This window comes from Streptomyces sp. NPDC031426 (genome assembly GCF_055581585.1).
Genome location: NZ_JBVIJE010000012.1, coordinates 110,835 through 134,106, shown reverse-complemented (window position 1 = coordinate 134,106; position 23,272 = coordinate 110,835). Strand labels below are relative to the sequence as shown.

Sequence of the window (23,272 nt, the reverse complement as noted above, 5' to 3'; positions counted from 1 at the left end):
GCCTTCGGTCGGGGCATGACGAGGGAGGACTCCTCCGGTTAAGGTCGCAGCGGCGCGACTGGCCCTGACGTGCGCGGGGCCCGGAGAGCAAGGGGAAAGCAAGGTGGCGGACGCTGCAGTGAACGAGACCCGTCGGGTGCTCATCGCCGCGGACAAGTTCAAGGGCTCGCTGACGGCCGTGCAGGTCGCCGAGCGGGTGACGGCCGGGTTGCGCCGGGTCGTGCCGGATCTTCGCATCGAGGCGCTGCCCGTGGCCGACGGCGGCGACGGGACGGTGGACGCGGCGGTCGCGGCCGGTTTCGAGCGCCGAGAGGTACGGGTCGCCGGCCCGCTGGGCCAGGAGGTGACCGCCGCGTTCGCGCTGCGCGATGGGACCGCGGTCGTGGAGATGGCCGAGGCGAGCGGCCTCCAGCGCCTCCCGGCCGGGGTCTTCGCGCCCCTGACCGCCTCCACGTACGGCTCCGGCGAGCTGCTGCGGGCCGCGCTGGACGCGGGCGCGCGGACGATCGTGTTCGGTGTCGGCGGCAGCGCCACGACGGACGGCGGCGCGGGCATGCTGTCCGCGCTGGGCGCGCGCTTCCTGAACGAGGACGGCGAGCCGGTGGCGGCGGGCGGCGGCGGGCTGGCGGAGCTCGCCCGCACCGATCTGTCCGGCCTGGACCCGCGGCTGTCGTCGGTGGAGCTGGTGCTGGCGAGCGACGTCGACAATCCGCTGACCGGGCCGAAGGGCGCGCCGGCGGTGTACGGCCCGCAGAAGGGTGCCTCCCCGGACGACGTGGAGACCCTGGACGCGGCCCTCGTCCACTTCGCCAAGGTGCTGGAGGCCGAGGTCGGGCCGCGGGCCGCGGAGTACGCGGCGTCGCCGGGCGCGGGCGCGGCGGGCGGCATCGGGTACGGCGCGCTGCTCCTCGGCGCCCGTTTCCGGCCCGGGATCGAGGTCATGCTGGACGTCCTGGGCTTCGCGCCCGCGCTGCAGCGGGCCTCGCTGGTGATCACCGGTGAGGGCTCGCTGGACGAGCAGACGCTGCACGGGAAGGCGCCGGCGGGGGTTGCTGCCGCGGCTCGCTCCGCGGGAAGGACCGTGGTGGCTGTGTGCGGACGGCTCGCTCTGTCGCCGGAGGCGTTGCTGCGGGCGGGGATCGAGAGGGCGTACCCGTTGACCTCCGTCGAGCCGGACGTGGCCAGGTGCATCGCGGACGCGGGGCCGATTCTCGAGCGGGTCGCCATGCGGATCGCCGAGGACCACCTGGGCTGAGGCCCCTGGGCGCTCCGCCCCCAGACCCCCGTTTCCCACCCGCTCACCCGCCCACCCGGCCACCCGTCTCGGTCGGCTGGAGAGCCACTGTTCCGGGGCGGACGTGGTCTTGTCGCTTCACTCTCGGCCAACCGAGTCGGGTGGCCGGGTGGACAAGCCGGGGGGCTGGGGCGGAGCCCCCAAGTGGGCTGGGCCACACAAGCGAGGGGCCCCGAACCGTTTCCTGGTCCGGGGCCCCTGCCAAAGCGCCGCTACGGCAACTGCGCCGCCCGCGCCTCGCGCCGGTTGTCGCGGAAGTTGTTCACCCGCCGAGCCGTGGCGAACAACGGAATCACCGCGCCCATGACCAGCTGGAGCGCGCAGCCCGTCTGGAGCAGCAGCTGCCCGCTGGGCGCGTCGAAGGCCCAGGCCGCCAGCAGGCCCATCGACAGGACGATCCATCCGAGCATGGCCCCCGCCAGGCGGCCCCTGGGCTTCGGGTACTCCACCCGGCTCACCATCAGCCACGCCGTACCGAGAATCGCCAGCAGCGTCGCCACGAAGGGCAGCTCCAGCAGGACGATGGAGACCACCGTCAGCGCCCCGAAGGGGCTGGGCATGCCCTGGAACATGCCGTCCTTCATGGTCACGCAGGAGAAGCGCGCCAGCCGGAGGACGACCGCCAGGAGCACCACGATTGCCCCCAGCGCCGCCATTCTCTGGTGTGCGTCGTCCGCGACCATGCCGTAGACGAGGACGAAGTACGCGGGCGCGAGCCCGAAGCTGATCAGGTCGGAGAGGTTGTCCAGCTCCGCGCCCATCGGCGACGAGCGCAGCTTGCGGGCCACCAGCCCGTCGAACAGGTCGAAGACGGCCGCGCAGAGCATCAGGATGACGGCCGTGGCGGCGCTGTGCCGCGCCATGCCCGCGGACTCGTCGTTCCCGGTCAGGTGCGGGATCAGGATGCCGGTGGTGGTGAAGTACACCGCCATGAACCCGCACGTGGCGTTGCCCAGGGTGAGGGTGTCCGCTATCGACAGACGGAGAGAGAGGGGCATCTCCTCCTCGTCGTCCACCTCGTCGGCCTCGGGCACCCAGCCGGCCTGGGTCTCCGGATCAATCACGGTCAATGCGAGTCACCCCAGCCACGGTCTTCTGGCCGACCTCGACCGCGACCTCCACGCCCTCGGGCAGGTAGAGGTCGACACGCGAGCCGAAGCGGATCAGACCGATACGGTCGCCCTGCTCGACCTTCGTGCCCGCGGGGATGTAGGGCACGATGCGGCGGGCCACCGCGCCGGCGATCTGGATCATCTCGATGTCGCCGAGTTCGGTGTCCAAATGCCAGACTACGCGCTCGTTGTTCTCGCTCTCCTTGTTGAAGGCCGGAACAAAGCCGCCGGGGATGTGCTCGACGGATGTCACCGTGCCCGCGAGGGGCGCGCGGTTGACGTGGACGTTCAGCGGGCTCATGAAGATCGCGACGCGGGTGCGCCCGTCCTTCCACGGCATGATGCTCTGCACCACACCGTCGGCGGGCGAGATCACCCGGCCGGAGCCGATCTCGCGCTCGGGGTCGCGGAAGAACCACAGCATGCCCGCGGCGAGCGCGGTGGCGGGCACGGCCACGGCCTTGGCCGCGCCGGAGCGGCGGGCGCGGGCCAGGCTGAGTGCTGCGGTGGCGACGGTCGGGAGAAGCCACGGCGATGCTCCGCGCGCGAGGCGTACGCCGGCTCGGCTGTCGCGAGGTGCAGAGGTTTGGCTGTGGGGCATGGATGACCTTCGTAGCGGATGATGCCGCGCAAGACGGGGGACGGCGGCTTTCCCGGGATCGTACCGGTCGCGGGCCACAACTGGGCAAGCCAGGCTGCCGAGTCGACGGCCGAACTACACCTACGGGGTGTGATCTTCTTCTCGAAGAAAACACCCCGTATACGGACAATCAGCCCTGGAGTCGATACTCTTCGAGCAGCCTGCGGCCGATGATCATTTTCTGGATCTCGGCGGTACCTTCACCGATGAGCAGCATCGGAGCCTCCCGGTAGAGGCGCTCGATCTCGTACTCCTTGGAGAAGCCGTAGCCGCCGTGGATGCGGAAGGCGTCCTCCACGACCTCCTTGCAGTACTCCGAGGCCAGGTACTTCGCCATCCCGGCCTCAAGGTCGTTTCGCTGGCCGGAGTCCTTTTTGCGGGCCGCGCTGACCATCATCGCATGGGCGGCCTCGACCTTGGTGGCCATCTCCGCCAGCTTGAACTGGATGGCCTGGTGCTGGGCGATCGGCTTGCCGAAGGTGTGCCGCTGCTGGGCGTACTGGATGCCGAGTTCGAAGGCGCGCTGGGCGACGCCACAGCCACGCGCCGCCACGTTGACCCGGCCGACCTCGACGCCGTCCATCATTTGGTAAAAACCTCGGCCGGTGACGCCGCCGAGCACCCGATCGGCCGGTACCCGCAGGCCGTCCATGATCAGCTCGGTGGTGTCGACGCCCTTGTAGCCCATCTTGTCGATCTTGCCGGGGATCGTCAGCCCCGGGCGGACCTCGCCGAAGCCCGGCTCCTTCTCGACCAGGAAGGTCGTCATCGACTTGTGGGGCGGGGTGCCCTCGGGGTGTCCTTCGTCACTCCGGACGAGGACGGCCACGAGGGAGGACGTGCCGCCGTTCGTCAGCCACATCTTCTGGCCGTTCAGGACGTACTCGTCGCCGTCCTTGACCGCCTTCGACGTGATCGCCGACACATCGGAGCCCAGGCCCGGCTCCGACATGGAGAAGGCGCCCCGGATGTCGCCGGCCGCCATCCTCGGCAGGAAGTGGTCCTTCTGCTCCTGCGTGCCGTGCTGCTTGAGCATGTACGCGACGATGAAGTGGGTGTTGATGATGCCGGACACCGACATCCAGCCGCGGGCGATCTCCTCCACGCACAGGGCGTAGGTCAGGAGCGACTCGCCCAGACCCCCGTACTCCTCGGGGATCATCAGACCGAACAGGCCGAGTTCCTTCAGGCCGTCCACGATCTGCTGCGGGTACTCGTCGCGGTGCTCCAGCTCGGTCGCGACAGGAATGATCTCCTTGTCGACAAAGTCCCGCACGGTGGAGAGGATCTCCTGCTGGACGTCGGTCAGACCGGCGGTCTGGGCGAGACGGGCCATTACTTCTCCTGCTGCTTCAGCTCCGGGCGGCCCGGCTGCTCGCCGCCGCGCTCCTTGATGTACGTCTCGGTCGGCACCATCACCTTGCGGCGGAATACGCACACGAGCGTGCCGTCCTGCTTGTAGCCCTTGGTCTCGACGTAGACGATCCCGCGGTCGTTCTTCGACTTCGACGGCCATTTGTCCAGCACGGTCGTCTCGCCGTAGATCGTGTCGCCGTGGAAGGTCGGCGCCACGTGCTTGAGCGACTCGATCTCCAGGTTGGCGATCGCCTTGCCGGAGATGTCCGGCACGGACATGCCGAGCAGCAGGGAGTAGATGTAGTTGCCGACGACGACGTTCTTGCCGAAGTCCGTCGTCTTCTCCGCATAGTTCGTGTCCATGTGGAGCGGGTGGTGGTTCATGGTGAGGAGACAGAACAGGTGGTCGTCGTACTCCGTGACCGTCTTGCCCGGCCAGTGCTTGTACGTCGCCCCGACCTCGAACTCCTCGTAGGTGCGTCCGAACTGCATCGTGCTCAGGGCTCCTTAGCCGGCGGGAATCTCGAACTTCGACGTGCGCTGCATGCCGGCGGCCCGGCCCTTGCCGGAGATGACCAGGGCCATCTTGCGGCTGGCTTCGTCGATCATCTCGTCGCCGAGCATCGCGGAGCCCTTCTTGCCGCCCGCCTCGGACGTGTAGTAGTCGTACGCGTCCAGGATCAGCTCGGCGTGGTCGTAGTCCTCCTGGGACGGCGAGAAGATCTCGTTGGACGCCTCGACCTGGCCCGGGTGCAGCACCCACTTGCCGTCGAAGCCGAGCGCGGCGGCGCGCTGCGCGACCTCGCGGTAGCCGTCGATGTTGCGGATCTGCAGGTAGGGGCCGTCGATCGCCTGGAGGTTGTTGGCGCGGGCGGCCATCAGGATCTTCATCAGGATGTAGTGGTAGGCGTCCGCCGGGTAGCCGGGCGGCTGCTCGCCCACGACGAGGGACTTCATGTTGATGGACGCCATGAAGTCGGCCGGGCCGAAGATGATGGTCTCGACGCGCGGCGAGGCCTGCGCGATCGCGTTGACGTTGTTCAGGCCCTGCGCGTTCTCGATCTGCGCCTCGATGCCGATCTTGCCGACCTCGAAGCCCATCGTCTTCTCGATCTGCGTCAGCAGGAGGTCCAGGGCCACGATCTGCTCGGCGTTCTGGACCTTCGGCAGCATGATGCAGTCGAGGTTCTGGCCGGCGCCCTCGACGACCGTGACGACGTCCCGGTACGTCCACTCGGTCGTCCAGTCGTTCACGCGCACGACGCGCGTCTTGCCCGTCCAGTCACCCTCGTTGAGGAACTTGACGATGGTGTGCCGCGCCTCGGGCTTGGCGAGCGGCGCGCAGGCGTCCTCCAGGTCGAGGAAGACCTGGTCCGCCGGGAGGCCCTGCGCCTTCTCCAGGAAGCGCGGGTTCGAGCCCGGCACGGCCAGGCAGGAGCGCCGCGGGCGAAGGCGGTTGACAGGCGTGGTCATGCGGGGACCTCCAGGGGGTCGAGCTTGTTCGCTTTGCGGATCTCGTCGACGATGCGGCCGATGATTCCGGTGATGTCGAAGTCCTTCGGGGTGAACACCGCGGCGACACCGGCGGCCCTGAGCTGCTCGGCGTCACCATTCGGGATGATGCCACCGGCGATCACCGGTATATCTGTGGCACCGGCCACACGCAGCCGCTGGAGTACGTCCGGCACCAGCTGGGCGTGCGAGCCGGACAGGATCGACAGGCCCACCGCGTGCACGTCCTCGGCGAGGGCCGCGTCCACGATCTGTTCGGGGGTGAGCCGGATGCCCTGGTAGACCACCTCGAAGCCGGCGTCACGCGCGCGTACGGCGATCTGCTCGGCGCCGTTGGAGTGCCCGTCCAGGCCCGGCTTGCCGACCAGGAAGCGCAGCTTGCCGACGCCCAGGTCGCGGGCGGTGGCATCCACCTTGGCGCGGACCTCGGCGAGCGCGGAGCCGGGCTCGGCGGCGACCGCCACCGGCGCGGAGGAGACCCCGGTGGGCGCCCGGTACTCGCCGAACACCTCGCGCAGCGCGCCCGCCCACTCGCCGGTCGTGACCCCGGCGCGGGCGCACTCCAGCGTGGCCTCCATCAGGTTGTCCGTGCCCTTGGCGGCCTCCTTCAGCCGCTCCAGCGCCTTGCACGGGCGCGGGTGGTTGAAGGGCGGCTGGTAGCGGGTGTCGCGCCAGTTCTGGAGCCCGGCGATGACCCGGGCCTCGACCGCCGGGTCGACCGTCATGATCGCGGTGTCCAGGTCGGCCGTGAGCGGGTTGGGCTCGGTGCCCTCGAAGGCGTTGACGCCGACGATCTTCTCCTGGCCGGACTCGATCCGGGCCCGGCGCTCGGCGTGCGAGGAGACCAGCTGGGACTTCAGATAACCGGACTCCACGGCGGCCATCGCGCCGCCCATCTCCTGGATGCGGTCGATCTCCGCGAGGGAGTCCGCGACCAGCTGGTTCACCTTCGCCTCGATCACCTTCGAGCCCTCGAAGATGTCCTCGTACTCCAGCAGGTCGCTCTCGTAGGCCAGCACCTGCTGGATGCGCAGCGACCACTGCTGGTCCCAGGGGCGGGGCAGGCCGAGGGCCTCGTTCCAGGCGGGCAGCTGAACGGCACGCGCGCGTGCGTCCTTGGAGAGGGTCACGGCCAGCATCTCCAGCACGATCCGCTGAACGTTGTTCTCCGGCTGAGCCTCCGTCAGGCCGAGGGAGTTGACCTGGACGCCGTAGCGGAACCGGCGCTGCTTGGGGTCCTCGATGCCGTACCGCTCACGGGTGACCTTGTCCCAGATGCGGCCGAACGCCCGCATCTTGCACATCTCCTCGATGAAGCGGACGCCCGCGTTCACGAAGAAGGAGATGCGGGCGACCACGTCCCCCATGCGCTCCTGCGGCACCTGGCCGGAGTCGCGCACGGCGTCGAGGACGGCGATCGCGGTGGACATCGCGTACGCGATCTCCTGCACCGGCGTGGCCCCGGCCTCCTGCAGGTGGTAGCTGCAGATGTTGATCGGGTTCCACTTCGGGATGTGGGAGACCGTGTACGCGATCATGTCCGTCGTCAGGCGGAGCGAGGGCCCCGGCGGGAAGACGTGCGTCCCGCGGGACAGGTACTCCTTGACGATGTCGTTCTGGGTCGTGCCCTGGAGCTTGGTGATGTCCGCGCCCTGCTCCTCGGCGACGACCTGGTAGAGCGCCAGCAGCCACATGGCGGTGGCGTTGATCGTCATCGAGGTGTTCATCTGCTCCAGGGGGATGTCCTGGAACAGCCGGCGCATGTCACCGAGGTGCGCGACGGGCACGCCCACCCGGCCGACCTCGCCGCGGGCGAGGATGTGGTCGGGGTCGTAGCCGGTCTGCGTCGGCAGGTCGAAGGCCACCGACAGACCGGTCTGGCCCTTGGCCAGGTTGCGCCGGTACAGCTCGTTGGACGCCTCGGCCGTGGAGTGGCCGGCGTACGTCCGCATGAGCCACGGACGGTCCTTCTGGCGCTCTGTCATCTATGGCCCTCAGACGTTCCGGAAGCGGTTGATGGCGTCGATGTGCCGGGCGCGCATCTCCTCGTCGCGCACGCCGAGGCCTTCCTCGGGGGCGAGACAGAGCACGCCGACCTTGCCCTGGTGCAGGTTGCGGTGGACGTCGTACGCGGCCTGGCCGGTGTCCTCCAGGGAGTAGACCTTCGACAGGGTCGGGTGGATCTTGCCCTTCGCGATGAGCCGGTTGGCCTCCCAGGCCTCGCGGTAGTTGGCGAAGTGGGAGCCGATGATCCGCTTCAGGGACATCCACAGGTAGCGGTTGTCGTACTCGTGGTTGTACCCGGAGGTCGAGGCGCAGGTGACGATCGTGCCGCCCTTGCGGGTGACGTAGACGGAGGCGCCGAAGGTCTCGCGGCCGGGGTGTTCGAAGACGATGTCGACGTCCTCGCCGCCGGTCAGCTCACGGATGCGCTTGCCGAAGCGCTTCCACTCCTTCGGGTCCTGGGTGTGCTCGTCCTTCCAGAACTTGTAGTCCTCGGCGCTGCGGTCGATGATCAGCTCGGCGCCCATCTTCCGGCAGATCTCGGCCTTCTGCTCGCTGGAGACCACGCAGATCGGGGTGGCGCCGCCGGCGAGCGCGAACTGGGTCGCGTAGGAGCCGAGGCCGCCGCTCGCACCCCAGATCAGGACGTTGTCGCCCTGCTTCATCTGGGCGCCGTTGCGGGAGACCAGCTGGCGGTAGGCGGTGGAGTTGACCAGGCCGGGGGCCGCGGCCTCCTCCCAGCTGAGGTGCGCCGGCTTCGGCATCAGCTGGTTGGACTTGACCAGCGCGATCTCGGCGAGGCCGCCGAAGTTGGTCTCGAAGCCCCAGATGCGCTGCTCGGGGTCGAGCATGGTGTCGTTGTGGCCGTCGGAGGACTCCAGCTCGACGGACAGACAGTGGGCGACGACCTCGTCACCGGGCTTCCAGGCGTTGACGCCCGGGCCGGTGCGCAGGACCACGCCCGCGAGGTCGGAGCCGATGATGTGGTACGGCAGGTCGTGGCGCTTGGCCAGCTCGTTGGTGCGGCCGTAGCGCTCCAGGAACCCGAACGTGGACAGCGGTTCGAAGATCGAGGTCCACACCGAGTTGTAGTTGACCGAGGAGGCCATGACGGCCACCAGGGCCTCGCCCGGGCCCAGCTCGGGCACGGGAACGTCGTCCAGGTGGATCGACTTGCGGGGGTCCTTGTCGCGGGTCTCCAGGCCCGCGAACATCTCCGTCTCGTCCTTGTGCACGGTGATCGCGCGGTACGACTCGGGGAGCGGCAGGGCGGCGAAGTCGGCGGACGTGGCGTCCTTCGACTGGATCGCGTCCAGGATGTCCTTCACGGTCACGGTGTTGCCTCCGGCGGTGAGCGCCCTGAGGGAGGGGCGCTGAAGGGTCGTCGGTGCTGCTGCTGGGAGTGCTGCTGAGGGTTTGGGAAAGGTGCCGTCGGTTCGGCTCGGTGGTACTTCGGCAGCGCTTTGTGGCGCAGGAGGTTGCCTGTGACGCAGGCGTCCGGGCGCGCGGGCCGTAGGCCTTTGGGGACAGCCGGCGAGCGAACGGTCTCTGCTCGCCGGCCGCCCGGACATCTTCAACGTATGACACCGCGTGTCAGGCTGCAAGGCACTGAGTGCCAGAAGTTGGGCTCAGGTGAAATCTTTACGTAACAAATGAGCGATGATCGATCGAACGGGGCCTGAAATCTCCTCGAAAACGGGCCCTGACATGGCAAAACGGCCACCCGGTCGGGTGGCCGTCGTCACAGCGGGGGAGTGGGCTCGGCGCGCCGTCCGAGCCTCGCTCAGCGCTCCTTCAGCGCTTCCTCGATGGTCCGCATGACCTCGTCCAGCGGCGCGTCGGTACGGGCGACCGTGACGAGCACCTCGCCGTGCGTGGAGGCCGTCGCCGGGGCGGTGGTGGCCGGCTTGGGGGCCGAGCCGCGCCCGGCGCCGATGCCGGTGCCGAAGGTCTTGCGGACGATCGCGAAGGCGTGGTCGAGCTGCGCCTCCACGTCGCCCTGGCCGCCCGCCCGCAGCCAGCGCCGCAGGACGTGGTTGTGGGCGGTGACGACGGCGGAGGCGGCCACCTCGGCCAGCAGCGGGTCGTCGTTGGCGTCGTCGGCGTGCGCGTGCTCGTCGAAGTGGCCCAGGAGATAGCGGGTGAACAGGCGCTCGTAGCGGGCCACCGAGGCGATCTCGGCCTCCCTGAGGGTGGGCACCTCGCGGGTGAGCTTGTAGCGGGCGACCGAGATCTCCGGGGCCGCCGCGTACATCCTCATGACTTCCTTGATGCCACGACACACGGTGTCGAGCGGGTGCTCGTGCGCGGGGGCGGCGTTGAGCACCGCCTCGGCGCGGATCAGGGTGTCGTCGTGGTCCGGGAAGATCGCCTCTTCCTTGGAGCGGAAGTGGCGGAAGAAGGTGCGGCGGGCGACCCCGGCGGCGGCCGCGATCTCGTCGACGGTGGTCGCCTCGTACCCCTTGGTCGCGAACAGCTCCATGGCTGCGGCCGCCAGTTCTCGGCGCATCTTGAGCCGCTGGGCGGCGGCGCGACTGCCTGCGGCACTTTCCGGCGCGTCGGGCGTAGCTGGTGTACGTGAGGACTTGGCGGGCTGGGACATGACCCGAACGTACTGCATGTGCGCAGTTCGGTGCGCGGGTGAGGGGTTTCCCCCGCCCTGGGAGCCGCCCCCGCCCCAGGAGGGCGGGGGAGCGTCCACCGGGTCGAGCAGTCCGCCCCAGTCCGTCTCCGCGCGCGACCAGTCGCCTGCGCCGTCAGCGGCGGGCATACTCGCGGAAGCCGCGGCCCGTCTTGCGGCCGAGGCAGCCCGCGGCCACCAGGTGCTCCAGCAGCGGGGCCGGGGCCAGGCCCGGGTCGCGGAACTCGCGGTGCAGGACCTTCTCGATGGCCAGCGAGACGTCCAGGCCGACCACGTCCAGCAGCTCGAACGGGCCCATCGGGTAGCCGCCGCCGAGCTTCATCGCCGCGTCGATGTCGTCCAGGGACGCGTAGTGCTCCTCGACCATCTTGATCGCGTTGTTCAGGTACGGGAACAGCAGCGCGTTCACGATGAAGCCGGCCCGGTCGCCGCAGTCCACCGCGTGCTTCTTGATCTTCGCGCAGACCTCCCGGACGGTCGCGTGGACGTCGTCGGCGGTCAGCACGGTCCGCACGACCTCGACCAGCTTCATCGCCGGCGCCGGGTTGAAGAAGTGCATGCCGATCACGTCCTGCGGGCGCGAGGTGGCGCGGGCGCAGGCCACGACGGGCAGCGAGGAGGTGGTGGTGGCGAGGACCGCGCCGGGCTTGCAGACCTTGTCTAGCGCGGCGAACAGCTGCCGCTTGACCTCCAGGTCCTCGGCGATCGCCTCGACGGCCAGGTCCACCTCGGCGAAGGAGTCGTAGGACCCGGCCGGGGTGATCCGGTCCAGGATCTGCGCGGCGGCCTCGGCGGTCAGCCGGCCCTTGTCGACAGAGCGCGAAAGCGACTTGCCGATCCGGGCCCTGGCGGCCTGGGCCTTCTCCTCGCTGCGGGCGGCCAGCACGACGTCGTAGCCCGCCTTGGCGAACACCTCGGCGATGCCGGAGGCCATGGTGCCGGAGCCGGCGACGCCGACGGAGCGGACCTCCCGCCCCTGAGCGGTCGCGGCGTCCGCCGCCGGGGTCAGCGCGTCCGGCACGACCGTGGCGCTGCCCGGAGCCTCGTAGGTGTAGAAGCCGCGCCCGGACTTGCGGCCGGTCAGGCCCGCCTCGCTGAGCTGCTTCAGGATCGGGGCCGGGGCGTGCAGCCGGTCGCGGGACTCGGCGTACATGGCCTCCAGGACCGTGCGCGCCGTGTCGATGCCGATCAGGTCCAGCAGCGCGAGCGGGCCCATCGGCAGGCCGCAGCCCAGCCGCATCGCCGCGTCGATGTCCTCGCGGGAGGCGTAGCGGGCCTCGTACATCGCGGCGGCCTGGTTGAGGTAGCCGAAGAGCAGGCCGTCGGCGACGAAGCCGGGGCGGTCGCCGACCGCGACCGGCTCCTTGCCCAGCTCGATCGCGAGGTCGGTGACGGCGGCGACGGCGCCCGGCGCGGTCAGCACCGAGGAGACGATCTCGACCAGCTTCATGGCCGGCGCCGGGTTGAAGAAGTGCAGGCCGAGCACCCGCTCGGGGCGGGCCGAGTCGGCGGCGAGGCGGGTGACGGACAGGGCGTTGGTGCCGGTCGCGAGGATCGTCTCCGGGCGGACGATGCCGTCCAGCTCACGGAAGATCTGGTGCTTGACCTCGTACGACTCCGGGACCACCTCGATGACGAGGTCGGCGTCGGCCGCCGCCGCGAGGTCGGTGGCGGTGCGCACCCGGGCCAGGGCGTCGGCGCGCTCCTGCTCGGTGAGCCGGCCGCGATCCACGCAGCCGGCGGTGCGGGCCTCCAGGGCGGCGACGCACTTCGCCGCCTGGGCCTCGCTGATGTCGATGCCGATCACCTCGCGGCCCGCCTTGGCGAGGACCTCGGTGATGCCGGTGCCCATGGTGCCGAGGCCGACGACGGCGATCGTCTTGAGCGGGGACAGGCTTGAGTCGGAAAGGGGAGTGGCCATCGCGGGACTCCAGGAATGAGGGTGACGACGAGGAGCGCGCCGGGTGCGCCGAGGGGCGCACCGCGGAGCGGAAAGGGATGCGGGTGTTGCCGGGCTGCTGAGCGCACACGCCCGGTGCTGCCGGATGCCACGGGCGCTGCACACGCCCGTGAACGGCAAACGGCGGCGAATCCGACCGGCCCTGTCCCGGAGCCGGGTCGTACTGCGGTACGTCGTACCGAACCGACAACGCTCACAACGGCTGCGTCACCAAACCGTCGTCAGCGGAAGCGCGAGTGGGTAACTCGCTCGTCTGAGCTTAACCCGTGAGTAACGAGCACGCCAGATCTGAGTCCGGCCCGACTTTGTGATGTAGCTCCCCCACGCCCCGCGACCCGCCTACGCTGGACTTCGTGGACGAAGAGTTGCGATCGCTCACGGAGCGCTTACGGCAGGAGTCCCACGGTTCGGCGGCGTTCGACCGGCTGCTGACCACCGAGGACCACGACGAACTCGCGGAGGTGCTCACCGCCCCCGGACAGCCGCTGTGGGCCAGGGAACTGGCTGCGTTCCGGCTCGGCCGCGCCGGCGACCGGCGCGCCTTCGAGTCACTGGTGCTCCTCCTCAACCACCGTGACCCCCCGCGCTGCGCCTCCGCCGCCCATGCCCTCGCCCGCCTGGGCGACCCCCGCACCGCCCGCGCCGCGGCGGCCCTCGCCACCAACGAACTCCGCGTCGCCTACGCCCTGCACCCGGTACGGCTGCTGACCGACCTGCGCGCCCCGGAGTCCGTGCCCGCCCTGATCACCACCCTGGAACGCCGCCTGCGCCCGCACGACCCCTACCACCGCGTCGCCCTCGCCTGCGTGGACGGCCTCGGCACCCTCGGCGACCCCCGCGCCCGCCGCGTCCTGAAGGAGGCCCTTGCCCATCCGGCCCTCGCGGAGGCGGCGGTGCGGGCACTGGCCCTCATCCCGCAGCAGGACGAGGCCGGATGACATCCCGTCAGCCGGACAGTTCTCTGACGTACCGCACCTCGGGCACCGACACGCCGCCCGCCTCGAAGGGCTCCTCGGCACCGTCCGGCCGGAACCCGGCGCGCTCGTAGAAACGGCGGGCCGAGGGGTTCTCCCGCACGACCCACAAATACATGCGCGGGTACGACGAGCACCGCTCGACCGCCTCGGCGAGCAGGGCCCGGCCGACACCCGCGCCGAGGTGCGCCGGATCGACGTAGATCGCGTACAACTCGGCGTCGGCGGTGCGCACTTCACCGTCCCGGTACGGCCCGTACGCCGCCCAGCCGAGGACCTTGCCCGCCCGCTCGGCGACCAGGTTCACCACCGAGCCGTCCCCCTGCGCCAACCACGCCCGCCGCCGCTCGGCGTCCGCCGCGATGCTGAGCCCGTCGAGGTACGACTGCGGCATGATCCCCTCATAGGCGTGCTGCCAGCCGTGGATGCGGATCTCGGAGACGCGGTCGCAGTCGGCGAGGCTCATGGGGCGTACCGAAGTCAGCTGATCATCCATGCCCGCACCCTAATGCGGCGGCCGACCGGCCGGACCGGGGCGTCGCGACGGCACAGCTCCGCCAGACGGCTCAGGTGCGCGGTGATGTGCCCGGTGCGGGTCTCCAGGTGGGGCGCGGCCGGAACCGTCCCGGCCGGATCGTCGAGGACTGCCACCTGACAGTGCGGCCCCTGCCCGGCTAGGAGCCCTGGCCCGGTCCGTCGGCCCGCCCCGGCCGGTCGCCCACCACTGCCAGCGCCTCGATCTCCATCAGGAACTCCGGTGCCACCAGCCCGGCCACCTGGACCGCGGAGGACGCCGGGAGGCGATCGTCGGGTATGTGGGCGGCGCGGGCCGCGCGGATGGCCGGGAGGTGGGCCGTGTCCGTGATGAAGTAGGTCAGTTTCACCACGTGCTCGAAGCCGGCGCCCGCCGCGGTCAGACAGCGCCTGAGGTTCTCGAAGACCTGGCGGGCCTGGGCCGCGGGGTCGCCCTCGCCGACCAGCTTGCCGTGCTCGTCCAGGGCGAGCTGGCCGGAGACGGCGACGAAGCGGCCGGTCGCCGAGACGACATGGCTGTACTGGGTCGCGGGGGCCACGCCGTCGGGGGCGGTGATGCGGGTCGGTTCGGTCATGGCTCCATGGTGGCGCACGCCACTGACAACGCCCCGACCGGTCGCGGACTCGCCCGGCCGGCGGGGGCCGTCCCTACCGTCGGAAGCCCAGCAGGCCGTGCAGTGCCGAGCCGCCTGACGACGTCGACGCCGCCTTCGCCGCCAGGGGTTTCGGGTCGGGCGACTTCGCGCAGACCGCGTCGGCGACACCCGCGCCGCGCGGCACCTGGCCGTTCGTCAGATACGCGGCCAGGTACTTGTCCAGGCAGGCGTTGCCGCTCAGCGTGATGCCGTGGTTGCCGCCGCCTTCCTCGACCACCAGGCTGGACCGGGCGAGCAACTGGTGGACCGTGACACCGCCGGGATACGGCGTGGCCGCGTCGTCCGTCGCCTGGAACAGCAGTACCGGCGGCAGCTCGGCGTTGGCGATGTTCAGCCGCGTGCGCCGCGCGGTCGGCCAGAACGCGCACGGCGCGTTGTACCAGGCGTTGTTCCAGGCCATGAAGGGCGCCTTGCCGTACACGTCCCAGGTCTCCGCGCGCCACCGGTTCCAGCTGTCCGGCCAGGGGGCGTCATGGCACTGCACCGCCGAGTAGACGCTGTAGCCGTTCTCCCCCGAGCCGCCCACGGCCGCGAAGTTCTGGTAGGCCTCCACCAGCGGCCCGGTGTTCTTCGCGCGCGTGTACGCCGCGAACGCCCTGGCGAGGTAGGGCCAGTAACCGTCGAAGTAGCCGCCGGGGATGAAGGTGTCCTCCAACTCGGAGGCGCCCACCTTGCCGCCGGCCGGCTTCTTCGCCAGGGCCGCCCGCATCGCGTACCACTCGGCCTCGACCTTCTCGGGATCCTTGCCTAGGTGGTACGTGGAGTCGTACCGGGCGATCCAGGCCATCAGCGCGCGATGGCGGTCGTTGAACGCGTAGTCCTGGGCGAGGTTGTCCTCGTACCAGACGCCGACCGGGTCGACGACCGAGTCCAGCACCAGGCGGCGGACCCGCTCCGGGTACAGCCTCGCGTAGACCGCGCCGAGGTAGGTGCCGTAGGAGTAGCCGAAGTAGCTGATCCTCGGCGCGCCGAGCGCCCGGCGGATGGAGTCCATGTCGCGTGCGGCGCTGACGGTGTCGATGTACGGCAGCACGTCGGCGTACTTGCGACCGCAGGCGGCGGCAAAGGATCCGGCGCGTGCGAGGTTGGTCCGCTCCAGCTCGGCCGTGGTGGGCACGGTGTCCGGGCGCACCGGCCTGAAGTGGCCCGGCGCGCAGTTCAGGGCCGGGCTGCTGCGGCCCACCCCGCGCGGGTCGAAGCCGACGATGTCGTACTGCGCGGCCACGCTCCGGGGGAGGGCCGAGGCGACGAAGCCGGCGAGGGTCAGTCCGCTGCCGCCGGGCCCGCCGGGGTTGACCAGCAGCGGTCCCTGGGAGGTCTGCGCGGTGTGCGGGACGCGCGAAAGGGCGAGCGTGATCTGCCGGCCGGACGGGTTCGCATGGTCCAACGGCACCTTCAAGGACGCGCACTGGAGTGTCGGATATTTGCCGGTGCCGCACTCCTTCCAGCTGAGGTGTGCCGAGGGGGCGGCGTGCGCGGGAACGGCGGTGACCGACCCCGCCAGCACGGCGGCGGCCGCGCACAGCACGGCTGCGCGTGTTCTCATGCGTCCTCCCGGGACGGCGGTGTCGGCGGACTGCGAAGGTCCACATCTTCCGCCGTATCGTCCCGGAATCGGCGCGCAGAAGAACACGTTATGGGCAGAGATGACCCGATTGGGTCGACCGATGCCGTCGAACGTTCTCACACCAGGGTGGGCAACGCCCCCCGGTGAGCCCTCACATGAGGGTGAGCTGGGTCGGTTCGGCCACGGCCGCGGGCTCGGCCGGCTGCTCCGGGCGGATCCGGCGGGCCAGGCCCGGACGGCTTGGCCCGATGCCGTACTCCTGCGCCAGCTCGTGCACCTGACGGGTGATCCGGCGCTGGTACCACTTGGGCGCGTAGGCGCCCTCCGCGTACAGCCGCTCGTAGCGCCGCACCAGATACGGATGGTGCTGCGCGAGCCACGCCATGAACCACTCCCGGGCGCCGGGCCGCAGATGCAGCACCAACGGGGTGACGGAGGTGGCCCCGGCCGCCGCGATCGCCCGTACCGTGGCTCGCAGCCGGTCCGGATGGTCGCTCAGGAACGGGATGACCGGCGCCATCAGCACCCCGCAGCCGATGCCGTGTTCGCCCAGGGTGCGCACGACGTCCAGGCGGCGCTCCGGCGCGGGCGTGCCCGGCTCCACCGTGCGCCACAGCTCGGCGTCGAGGAAGCCGACGGAGACCGAGATGCCGATGTCCGTCACCTCGGCCGCGCGCACCAGCAGGTCCAGGTCGCGCAGGATCAGGGTGCCCTTGGTGAGGATCGAGAACGGGTTGGCGTGTTCGGTCAGGGCGGAGATGATGCCCGGCATCAGGCGGTAGCGGCCCTCGGCGCGCTGGTAGCAGTCGACGTTCGTGCCCATCGCCACGTGATCGCCCTGCCAGCGGCGGGAGGCGAGCTGGCGGCGCAGCACCTCGGGCGCGTTCACCTTGACGACGATCTGGGTGTCGAAGCCGATGCCGGTGTCGAGGTCCAGATAGCTGTGCGTCTTCCTCGCGAAACAGTAGACGCACGCGTGCGTGCAGCCCCGGTACGGGTTGACGGTCCACTCGAACGGCATGCGCGAGGCGCCCGGCACCCGGTTGAGCACGGAGCGCGCGCGGACCTCGTGGAAGGTGATCCCGCGGAACTCGGGCAGGTCGAAGGTGCGGGTCGTGACGGCGTCGGCGCCGAACAGCGCGGTCTCGGCCCGGCCGTGTTGGCCCTCGTCCGTGAGGTTCTCCCAGCGCATGACGCCTCCTCGCTAGCACTGCGCACACAATAGAACATGTGTTCCCATGATCGTGCGGCCCCTGGTGAGAAGCCTTGACGGCACCCCCCGATTTGGTGGCCGGGCACCGGGGTGGTTGGCTTTCCCCAACCCCGAGAAACCAGGTCGTGGAGGAACGCAATGGCGCAGGTCGAGGCCACTACGGAGCGGGTCGTCGCGGCGGACGCGGAGAAGGTGTTCGACGCCCTCGCCGACTACCGCGGCACGCGGCAGAAGCTGCTGCCCGAGCACTTCAGCGAGTACGAGGTCCGCGAGGGCGGCGACGGCGAGGGCACCCTCGTCCACTGGAAGCTGCAGGCCACCAGCAAGCGGGTGCGCGACTGCCTCCTGGAGGTCAGCGAGCCCACCGACGGCGAGCTGGTCGAGAAGGACCGCAACTCCTCCATGGTCACCACCTGGCGCGTCACCCCCGCCGGCGAGGGGAAGTCCCGGGTCGTCGTCACCACCACATGGAAGGGCGCCGGCGGCATCGGCGGCTTCTTCGAGAAGACGTTCGCGCCCAAGGGCCTCGGCCGGATCTACGACGCCGTGCTCGCCAGGCTCGCCGCCGAGGTCGAGAAGTAGGGCCAAGGCTCCAGCGGTGAAGGGGTGTTGTGCCCCTTCACCGGTTCGGGTGGATCTCCCCCACCTCCGGAACGATGTCGTAACTCACCGCAGTTGTTCACAGTTGACGCTTGACGCGGGATTTGTGACAGGTGTGACGAGGGGAGCGGTACGTGGGCGGCACGACACTCGTGGAGCAGGAGCCGGTGGTGACACCGGCCCGGAAAGTGACCGCCGCCGCGCCGCAGGCCCCCGCACCGGCCGCCGAACTCGGCGCACAGCGTGTGCGGTTGGTGTTCTTCGGGCTGATGCTCGCCCTGCTGCTCGCGGCGCTCGACCAGATGATCGTCGCGACCGCTCTGCCCAGGATCGTCGGCGAACTGCACGGCCTGGACCGGATGTCCTGGGCGATCACCGCCTATCTGCTCACCTCCACCATCGGCCTGCCGCTGTACGGCAAGCTCGGTGACCTCTTCGGCCGCAAGGGCGTCTTCCAGTTCGCCATCGCCGTCTTCGTCCTCGGCTCCGCGCTCGCCGGCCGGGCGCAGTCCATGGACCAGCTGATCGCCTTCCGCGCGGTCCAGGGCGTCGGCGCGGGCGGGCTCATGATCGGTGTGCAGGCGATCATCGCCGACGTCGTGCCGCCCCGGCAGCGCGGCCGTTACATGGGTCTGATCGGCGCCGCCTTCGGGCTCGCCTCCGTGGCCGGACCCCTGCTCGGCGGCTACTTCACCGACCACCTCTCCTGGCGCTGGTGCTTCTACGTCAACGTGCCCTTCGGACTGGTCACCCTCGCCGTCGTCACCGTCGTCCTGAAACTCCCCAGGCCGGTGAGCCGCGGCCGCCTCGACGTCCTCGGTGCGCTGCTGCTCGCCGCCGCCTCCACCTGTCTGGTCCTGCTGACCAGCTGGGGCGGCACCGAGTACGCCTGGGGGTCCCGGCAGATCCTCGCCCTCGGCGCCGGCGCGTTCGCCTCCGTCGTCCTCTTCCTCGTCGCGGAGCGGTTCGCCGCCGAACCCCTCATCCCGCTCAGGCTGTTCCGCGACTCGGTCTTCAACATCAGCGGCCTGGTGGGCCTCGTGATCGGCGTCGCCCTGTTCGGCGCCGCCAGCTATCTGCCGACCTTCCTGCAGATGGTCGACGGGGCCAGCGCCACCGAGTCCGGGCTGCTGATGCTGCCCATGATGGCCGGGATCGTCGGCGCCTCCATCATCGGCGGGCAGCTCATCAGCCACACCGGCCGCTACAAGATCTTCCCCGTGCTCGGCGGAGCCGTCTCCGCCGCCGGCATGTGGCTGCTGTCCCGCCTCGAAGCGGACACGCCCCGGCTCCACTACAGCATCTGGATGGCCGTCCTCGGCGCCGGCATCGGCATGGTGATGCCCGTCCTCGTCCTCGCCGTGCAGAACTCGGTCCGTCCCGCCGACCTCGGCACCGCCACCAGCGCCAACAACTACTTCCGGCAGATCGGCGGCAGCGTCGGCGCGGCGGTCTTCGGCACCCTCTTCGCCAACCGGCTCACCTCCTCCCTGCACAAGGAGCTGCCCCCGCGCGTGGGCGCGGCGCTGCCCGACCCCGAGTCCATCACCCCGCAGCTCGTCCACGCGCTGCCCCCGGCGCTGCGCGACGCCTACATCCGCGCCTACGCCGACGCGATGCCCCGGATCTTCCTCTACCTCGTCCCGGTGCTCGCCCTCGGCCTGCTCATCGCCTTCTTCCTCAAGGAGAAACCCCTGGTGTCCCAGCCCACCGCCGAAACCGAACCCGAGACCATGAACACCCCGATCCCGCAGGCCCGTTCGCCCTACGCCGCCGGAATCCCCGTCTGCGGCACGGTCCAGCACCCCGACGGCACCGTAGTGCCCCGCGCGGCGCTCACTCTCATCGACGTCGCCGGGCAGCAGATCGGGCGCGGCGCGAGCGGCGAGGACGGACGGTACGCGCTCAGCACGCCCGGCTCCGGGTCGTACGTGCTGATCGCCGCCGCCGGCGGCCACCAGCCGCAGGCCGTCTCCGTCACCGTCGGCGAACGGCCCGTCGAACTCGACGTCGTCCTCGGCGGCGCCGGACGCCTCGCGGGCAGCGTGCTCACCGCCGACGGCAGCCCCGTGCGCGACGCCACCGTCACCCTCACCAACGTGCGCGGCGAGGTCGTCGCCGCCACCCGCAGCGGCCGCGAGGGCGGCTATGTCATCACCGAGCTGGTCGCCGGCGAGTACACCCTCGCCGCCAGCGCCCCCGCCTTCCGCCCGGCCGCGCTCCCGGTCACCGTGCAGGCCGCCCGGGAGACCCGGCAGGACGTCGAACTCGCGGGCGGCGCCGTGCTGAAGGGCACGGTCCGGGCGAGCGGCGGCCGGCCCGTGGAGGACGCGCGCGTGACGCTGCTCGACGCCGCCGGGAACGTGGTCGACACCCTCACGACCGGGGCGGACGGAACGTTCCGGTTCGTCGACCTCTCCTCCGGCGAGTACACCGTCATCGCCGCCGGTTACCCGCCGGTCGCCACCGTGCTGCAGGTCGCGGGCGGCGGCCGTACCGAGCGGGACCTGCAGTTGGGACACGAGGACTGAGCGAGGGCGCGGGGCGGGACGCCCGCAGGGCGCTGAGCTGCGCGCCGGTGCGATCCGGTGAAACCAATTCCAGGATTGCCACACATCGCGACCGGCCGCCGCCGTACCGTAGTGGCGGGCGGCACAGATCGTTTGCGGACAGCCGTGGGGAGAGAGGGTCTGGGCCATGGACCGTGGCAGCGAGCGGGACACACCTCCCGGGCGCGGCGCCGGCGATGCGGCGGCGGGTCGGATTCCGCTGGCCGTGGTCGTCGTCGACCGCGACGGCATGGTGTCCCACTGGAGCAGCGGCGCGCGACGCCTGTTCGGCGTCGGCAGGGAGGAAGCCGTCGGGCGCGCCGCCGCCGATCTGCTGCCCGTCGCGGGTGCCCTCCCCGAGGACCTGCACGGCGACGCGCCGCCGGACGCCCACGAGGAGTACGACGGGCTCGGCCCCGACCTGGAGACCTCCCTCGGTGGGCACACTGCCTACGCCACCGCCGGCCGGGCCCGGCTCTTCCCGCACGAGCCGGCCCGCGACGGCGAGCGCCTCGACGTGCTGTGGTGGGCCTATCCGCTGGTCGGCCCGGGCCCGTCCCGGCTGCTGGTGCTCGCCGCCGACGCCACCCGGCTGCGCGACGAACGCGGCTACGACGACGAGACCGCCGAACGGATCTCGCCCGGTTTCGCCCGCCACACAGAGCTGCCCGCCTCCGACGAACTCGAACGCCGGCTGCCCGAGATCCTGCCCAACATGGGCCCGGGCCTGAGCGGCCGAATCGTCTCCCAGATGCTGGAACTGGGCTATCCGGTCCTGGAGTTCAGCCAGTTCGACCGGGTGCCGGTCACTCCGTACTGGGGCGTGCCCCGCCGTCCCGGACGCGAGCGCACTGAGGCCGTCGTGCCCCGGCAGCGGACCACGTCGGCCGTCGTGGTCCCGCAGGGCGCCGAGCAGGACCTGGAGTACGCCGCCGTGCGCGAGCGGCTGGAGTTCCTCAACGAGGTCAGCTCCGCCATCGGCACCTCCCTCGACCTCGGCGAGACCATCCGCGAGGTCACCAGCGCCGCCGTACCCCGGTTCGCGGACTTCGCCGGCACCCATCTGCGCGCGGCCGTCCTCGCGGGCGAGGGCTTCCCGGACGGCCCGCCGGACGCGCAGACCGTGATGTTCCGGGTGTGGGTCGAGCACAACGACGAACCGGGCCGCTGGGACGACACCGTGCCCGTCGGCGAGGCCTTCGCCTTCCCCGAACACACCCCGTTCTACAAGTGCATGGTCACCGGCGAGCCGGTCCTCGTCCCCAGGGTCACCGAGGAGCTGAGCGAGCGCATCGCCGGCGAGTTCGAGAAGCGGGACCTCAGGCCTCTCATCGGCGGGCGCTCCCTGCTGATCGTGCCGCTCAAGGCCCGTAACGTCGTGCTGGGCTTCATGGTGCTGATGCGCCGCCCGGACCGCCCGGCCTTCGACGACATGGACCGCACCACCGGCGCCGAACTCGCCGCCCGCGCGGGCCTCGTGCTGGACAACGCCCGTATGTACACCTACCAGGAGAACGTCGCCGACACCCTGCAGGACAGCATGCTCCCGCAGGTCACCCCGCGGATGGCCGGCTGCGACATCGCCACCCGCTATCTGCCGGGCACCCGGCTCGGGCGCATCGGCGGCGACTGGTTCGACACCATCAAACTGCCCGGCTCGCGCACCGCCCTCGTGGTCGGCGACGTCATGGGCCACGGCCTCAACTCGGCGGCGATGATGGGTCAGTTGCGCACCGCCGTGCAGACCATGGCCACCATGGAGACCCCGCCCGCCCAGCTGCTGCGCAATCTCGACGACCTGGCCCGCCGACTCGGCGACAGCTACCTGGCCACCTGCCTGTACGCCGTCTACGACCCGATCCGCGGCGAACTCCACCTCGCCAACGCCGGACACATCCCGCCCGTGCTGGTCCGCGCCGAGGACGGCTCCAGCGAACTCCTCGACCTGCCCACCGGCGCCCCCATAGGCGTCGGTGGCGTGCCCTTCGAGGCCACCCGGGTCAAGGTCTCGCCCGGCGACCGGCTGGTGCTGTGCACGGACGGACTGGTCGAGGTGCGCGGCTGCGACATCGGCGAGGGACTCGCCGCGCTCTGCGAGTCCGCCGCACATCCCGCGGCCTCCATGGACGACGCCTGCGACACCATCATCCGCGCCCTGAACACGCGCGGCGGCCGCAAGGACGACGTCGCCCTGCTGATGGCCCGGCTGAACGGCATCCCCGAAGACCACGTCGCCGAATGGCGGCTGGACGCCGACCCGCGGGAGGTCGCCCGGGCCCGTCGCCTGGTCCGCGAGCGGCTCCTCGCCTGGGGCCTGCCGCAGGCCGTGGAGACCGCCGAATTGCTGGTCAGCGAGGTCGTCACCAATGCCGTACGGCATGCCGTGAGCGAGCCGGTCGGGCTGCGCGTGGTCCGCACCGGCGCCCTGCTGTTCGAGGTCACCGACGACGAACCCGGGCTGCCCGAGATGCTCGCCGCCGAGCCGTACGACGAGTCGGGCCGCGGTCTGCGCGTGGTCAGCCGGCTGGCCCGGGAGTGGGGCGCCAGCGGCAGCGGGCACCGCAAGACCGTGTGGTTCGAACAGGCTCTCACCGGACGGGGCTGACAAGGGACGGGCACTCTGCCGGCGGGCCCCCTGCAGGTTGTCCGGGGCCGTACAT

General features: G+C 70.8%; 19 protein-coding genes. 5 read left to right on the top strand and 14 right to left on the bottom strand.

Translation table 11 applies throughout. The features are described 5' to 3' along the window. Positions 1 to 118: 118 nt before the first annotated feature. The gene (locus ACZ5NH_RS25560; protein ID WP_468778339.1) at positions 119 to 1,255 is read left to right on the top strand and encodes a glycerate kinase; all 1,137 of its coding nucleotides are present in this window, start codon (positions 119 to 121) and stop codon (positions 1,253 to 1,255) included. Between the two features lie 251 nt (positions 1,256 to 1,506). On the opposite strand, the gene pssA is transcribed toward ACZ5NH_RS25560, so the two are convergent. The 9 genes from pssA to ACZ5NH_RS25515 form a co-directional block, all read right to left on the bottom strand. Further along, the gene (gene pssA / locus ACZ5NH_RS25555; protein ID WP_468778458.1) at positions 1,507 to 2,328 is read right to left on the bottom strand and encodes a CDP-diacylglycerol--serine O-phosphatidyltransferase; all 822 of its coding nucleotides are present in this window, start codon (positions 2,326 to 2,328) and stop codon (positions 1,507 to 1,509) included. A 22-nt stretch (positions 2,329 to 2,350) separates the two neighbouring features. Beyond that, positions 2,351 to 3,007: a phosphatidylserine decarboxylase gene (locus ACZ5NH_RS25550; RefSeq protein ID WP_468778338.1), complete on the bottom strand. Its 657-nt coding sequence runs from the start codon at positions 3,005 to 3,007 to the stop codon at positions 2,351 to 2,353. 169 nt (positions 3,008 to 3,176) lie between these two features. Further along, on the bottom strand, positions 3,177 to 4,382 hold the full coding sequence (locus tag ACZ5NH_RS25545; protein ID WP_451551513.1) for an acyl-CoA dehydrogenase family protein: 1,206 nt from the start codon (positions 4,380 to 4,382) through the stop codon (positions 3,177 to 3,179). Beyond that, positions 4,382 to 4,894, bottom strand: coding sequence for a MaoC family dehydratase (locus tag ACZ5NH_RS25540; protein ID WP_019757884.1), 513 nt, complete (start codon positions 4,892 to 4,894; stop codon positions 4,382 to 4,384). The genes ACZ5NH_RS25545 and ACZ5NH_RS25540 overlap by 1 nt, the downstream gene beginning before the upstream one ends. Before the next feature lie 15 nt (positions 4,895 to 4,909). Further along, positions 4,910 to 5,875, bottom strand: a complete 966-nt coding sequence (locus ACZ5NH_RS25535) for an HpcH/HpaI aldolase/citrate lyase family protein (RefSeq protein ID WP_388633718.1) — start codon at positions 5,873 to 5,875, stop codon at positions 4,910 to 4,912. Beyond that, positions 5,872 to 7,899, bottom strand: a complete 2,028-nt coding sequence (locus ACZ5NH_RS25530) for a protein meaA (RefSeq protein ID WP_468778335.1) — start codon at positions 7,897 to 7,899, stop codon at positions 5,872 to 5,874. Before ACZ5NH_RS25530 ends, ACZ5NH_RS25535 begins: the two co-directional genes overlap by 4 nt. Before the next feature lie 9 nt (positions 7,900 to 7,908). Next, on the bottom strand, positions 7,909 to 9,246 hold the full coding sequence (gene ccrA, locus ACZ5NH_RS25525; protein WP_468778457.1) for a crotonyl-CoA carboxylase/reductase: 1,338 nt from the start codon (positions 9,244 to 9,246) through the stop codon (positions 7,909 to 7,911). Positions 9,247 to 9,701: 455 nt separating this feature from the next. Further along, the gene (locus ACZ5NH_RS25520) at positions 9,702 to 10,520 is read right to left on the bottom strand and encodes a TetR family transcriptional regulator (protein WP_388633723.1); all 819 of its coding nucleotides are present in this window, start codon (positions 10,518 to 10,520) and stop codon (positions 9,702 to 9,704) included. Between the two features lie 154 nt (positions 10,521 to 10,674). Then, on the bottom strand, positions 10,675 to 12,480 hold the full coding sequence (locus ACZ5NH_RS25515) for a 3-hydroxyacyl-CoA dehydrogenase family protein (protein WP_388633726.1): 1,806 nt from the start codon (positions 12,478 to 12,480) through the stop codon (positions 10,675 to 10,677). Between the two features lie 392 nt (positions 12,481 to 12,872). Between ACZ5NH_RS25515 and ACZ5NH_RS25510 the strand changes: the two genes are divergently transcribed. Then, positions 12,873 to 13,457: an adenylosuccinate lyase gene (locus tag ACZ5NH_RS25510; RefSeq protein ID WP_468778333.1), complete on the top strand. Its 585-nt coding sequence runs from the start codon at positions 12,873 to 12,875 to the stop codon at positions 13,455 to 13,457. Between the two features lie 7 nt (positions 13,458 to 13,464). Here ACZ5NH_RS25510 and ACZ5NH_RS25505 read toward each other — a convergent pair whose 3' ends face one another. The 5 genes from ACZ5NH_RS25505 to ACZ5NH_RS25485 all read right to left on the bottom strand — a co-directional run bounded on the left by ACZ5NH_RS25505 (position 13,465) and on the right by ACZ5NH_RS25485 (position 17,442). Next, positions 13,465 to 13,989, bottom strand: a complete 525-nt coding sequence (locus ACZ5NH_RS25505) for a GNAT family N-acetyltransferase (RefSeq protein ID WP_468778332.1) — start codon at positions 13,987 to 13,989, stop codon at positions 13,465 to 13,467. Beyond that, positions 13,974 to 14,144 carry a hypothetical protein gene (locus ACZ5NH_RS25500; RefSeq protein WP_468778330.1) on the bottom strand — a complete coding sequence of 57 codons (171 nt, stop codon included), beginning with the start codon at positions 14,142 to 14,144 and terminating at the stop codon, positions 13,974 to 13,976. Before ACZ5NH_RS25500 ends, ACZ5NH_RS25505 begins: the two co-directional genes overlap by 16 nt. Positions 14,145 to 14,167: 23 nt before the next feature. Continuing rightward, positions 14,168 to 14,602: a RidA family protein gene (locus ACZ5NH_RS25495; protein WP_388633736.1), complete on the bottom strand. Its 435-nt coding sequence runs from the start codon at positions 14,600 to 14,602 to the stop codon at positions 14,168 to 14,170. 73 nt (positions 14,603 to 14,675) lie between these two features. Further along, the gene (locus tag ACZ5NH_RS25490) at positions 14,676 to 16,229 is read right to left on the bottom strand and encodes an alpha/beta hydrolase (protein WP_468778329.1); all 1,554 of its coding nucleotides are present in this window, start codon (positions 16,227 to 16,229) and stop codon (positions 14,676 to 14,678) included. 172 nt (positions 16,230 to 16,401) lie between these two features. Continuing rightward, complete coding sequence (locus tag ACZ5NH_RS25485; protein ID WP_468778327.1) at positions 16,402 to 17,442, bottom strand: Rv2578c family radical SAM protein; 1,041 nt, start codon at positions 17,440 to 17,442, stop codon at positions 16,402 to 16,404. A 159-nt stretch (positions 17,443 to 17,601) separates the two neighbouring features. On the opposite strand from ACZ5NH_RS25485, the gene ACZ5NH_RS25480 reads away from it, so the two are divergent. From ACZ5NH_RS25480 to ACZ5NH_RS25470, 3 genes are all read left to right on the top strand, one after another. Further along, positions 17,602 to 18,045 (top strand): SRPBCC family protein, encoded by a 444-nt coding sequence (locus ACZ5NH_RS25480; RefSeq protein WP_153545860.1) that lies wholly within the window; start codon positions 17,602 to 17,604, stop codon positions 18,043 to 18,045. A 152-nt stretch (positions 18,046 to 18,197) separates the two neighbouring features. Then, positions 18,198 to 20,594 (top strand): MFS transporter, encoded by a 2,397-nt coding sequence (locus ACZ5NH_RS25475; protein ID WP_468778326.1) that lies wholly within the window; start codon positions 18,198 to 18,200, stop codon positions 20,592 to 20,594. A 166-nt stretch (positions 20,595 to 20,760) separates the two neighbouring features. Then, positions 20,761 to 23,217, top strand: a complete 2,457-nt coding sequence (locus tag ACZ5NH_RS25470; protein ID WP_468778325.1) for an ATP-binding SpoIIE family protein phosphatase — start codon at positions 20,761 to 20,763, stop codon at positions 23,215 to 23,217. Positions 23,218 to 23,272: the final 55 nt, after the last annotated feature.

Excerpts from the sequence above, each read along its gene's own strand:
- ACZ5NH_RS25540 (WP_019757884.1), bottom strand. The coding sequence starts at position 4,894 with ATGCAGTTCGGACGCACCTACGAGGAGTTCGAGGTCGGGGCGACGTAC.
- ACZ5NH_RS25535 (WP_388633718.1), bottom strand. The coding sequence starts at position 5,875 with ATGACCACGCCTGTCAACCGCCTTCGCCCGCGGCGCTCCTGCCTGGCC.
- ACZ5NH_RS25545 (WP_451551513.1), bottom strand. The coding sequence starts at position 4,382 with ATGGCCCGTCTCGCCCAGACCGCCGGTCTGACCGACGTCCAGCAGGAG.
- ACZ5NH_RS25480 (WP_153545860.1), top strand. The coding sequence starts at position 17,602 with ATGGCGCAGGTCGAGGCCACTACGGAGCGGGTCGTCGCGGCGGACGCG.
- ACZ5NH_RS25515 (WP_388633726.1), bottom strand. The coding sequence starts at position 12,480 with ATGGCCACTCCCCTTTCCGACTCAAGCCTGTCCCCGCTCAAGACGATC.
- ACZ5NH_RS25550 (WP_468778338.1), bottom strand. The coding sequence starts at position 3,007 with ATGCCCCACAGCCAAACCTCTGCACCTCGCGACAGCCGAGCCGGCGTA.
- ACZ5NH_RS25520 (WP_388633723.1), bottom strand. The coding sequence starts at position 10,520 with ATGTCCCAGCCCGCCAAGTCCTCACGTACACCAGCTACGCCCGACGCG.
- ACZ5NH_RS25505 (WP_468778332.1), bottom strand. The coding sequence starts at position 13,989 with ATGGATGATCAGCTGACTTCGGTACGCCCCATGAGCCTCGCCGACTGC.
- ACZ5NH_RS25495 (WP_388633736.1), bottom strand. The coding sequence starts at position 14,602 with ATGACCGAACCGACCCGCATCACCGCCCCCGACGGCGTGGCCCCCGCG.
- ACZ5NH_RS25485 (WP_468778327.1), bottom strand. The coding sequence starts at position 17,442 with ATGCGCTGGGAGAACCTCACGGACGAGGGCCAACACGGCCGGGCCGAG.
- ACZ5NH_RS25530 (WP_468778335.1), bottom strand. The coding sequence starts at position 7,899 with ATGACAGAGCGCCAGAAGGACCGTCCGTGGCTCATGCGGACGTACGCC.
- ACZ5NH_RS25490 (WP_468778329.1), bottom strand. The coding sequence starts at position 16,229 with ATGAGAACACGCGCAGCCGTGCTGTGCGCGGCCGCCGCCGTGCTGGCG.
- ACZ5NH_RS25470 (WP_468778325.1), top strand. The coding sequence starts at position 20,761 with ATGGACCGTGGCAGCGAGCGGGACACACCTCCCGGGCGCGGCGCCGGC.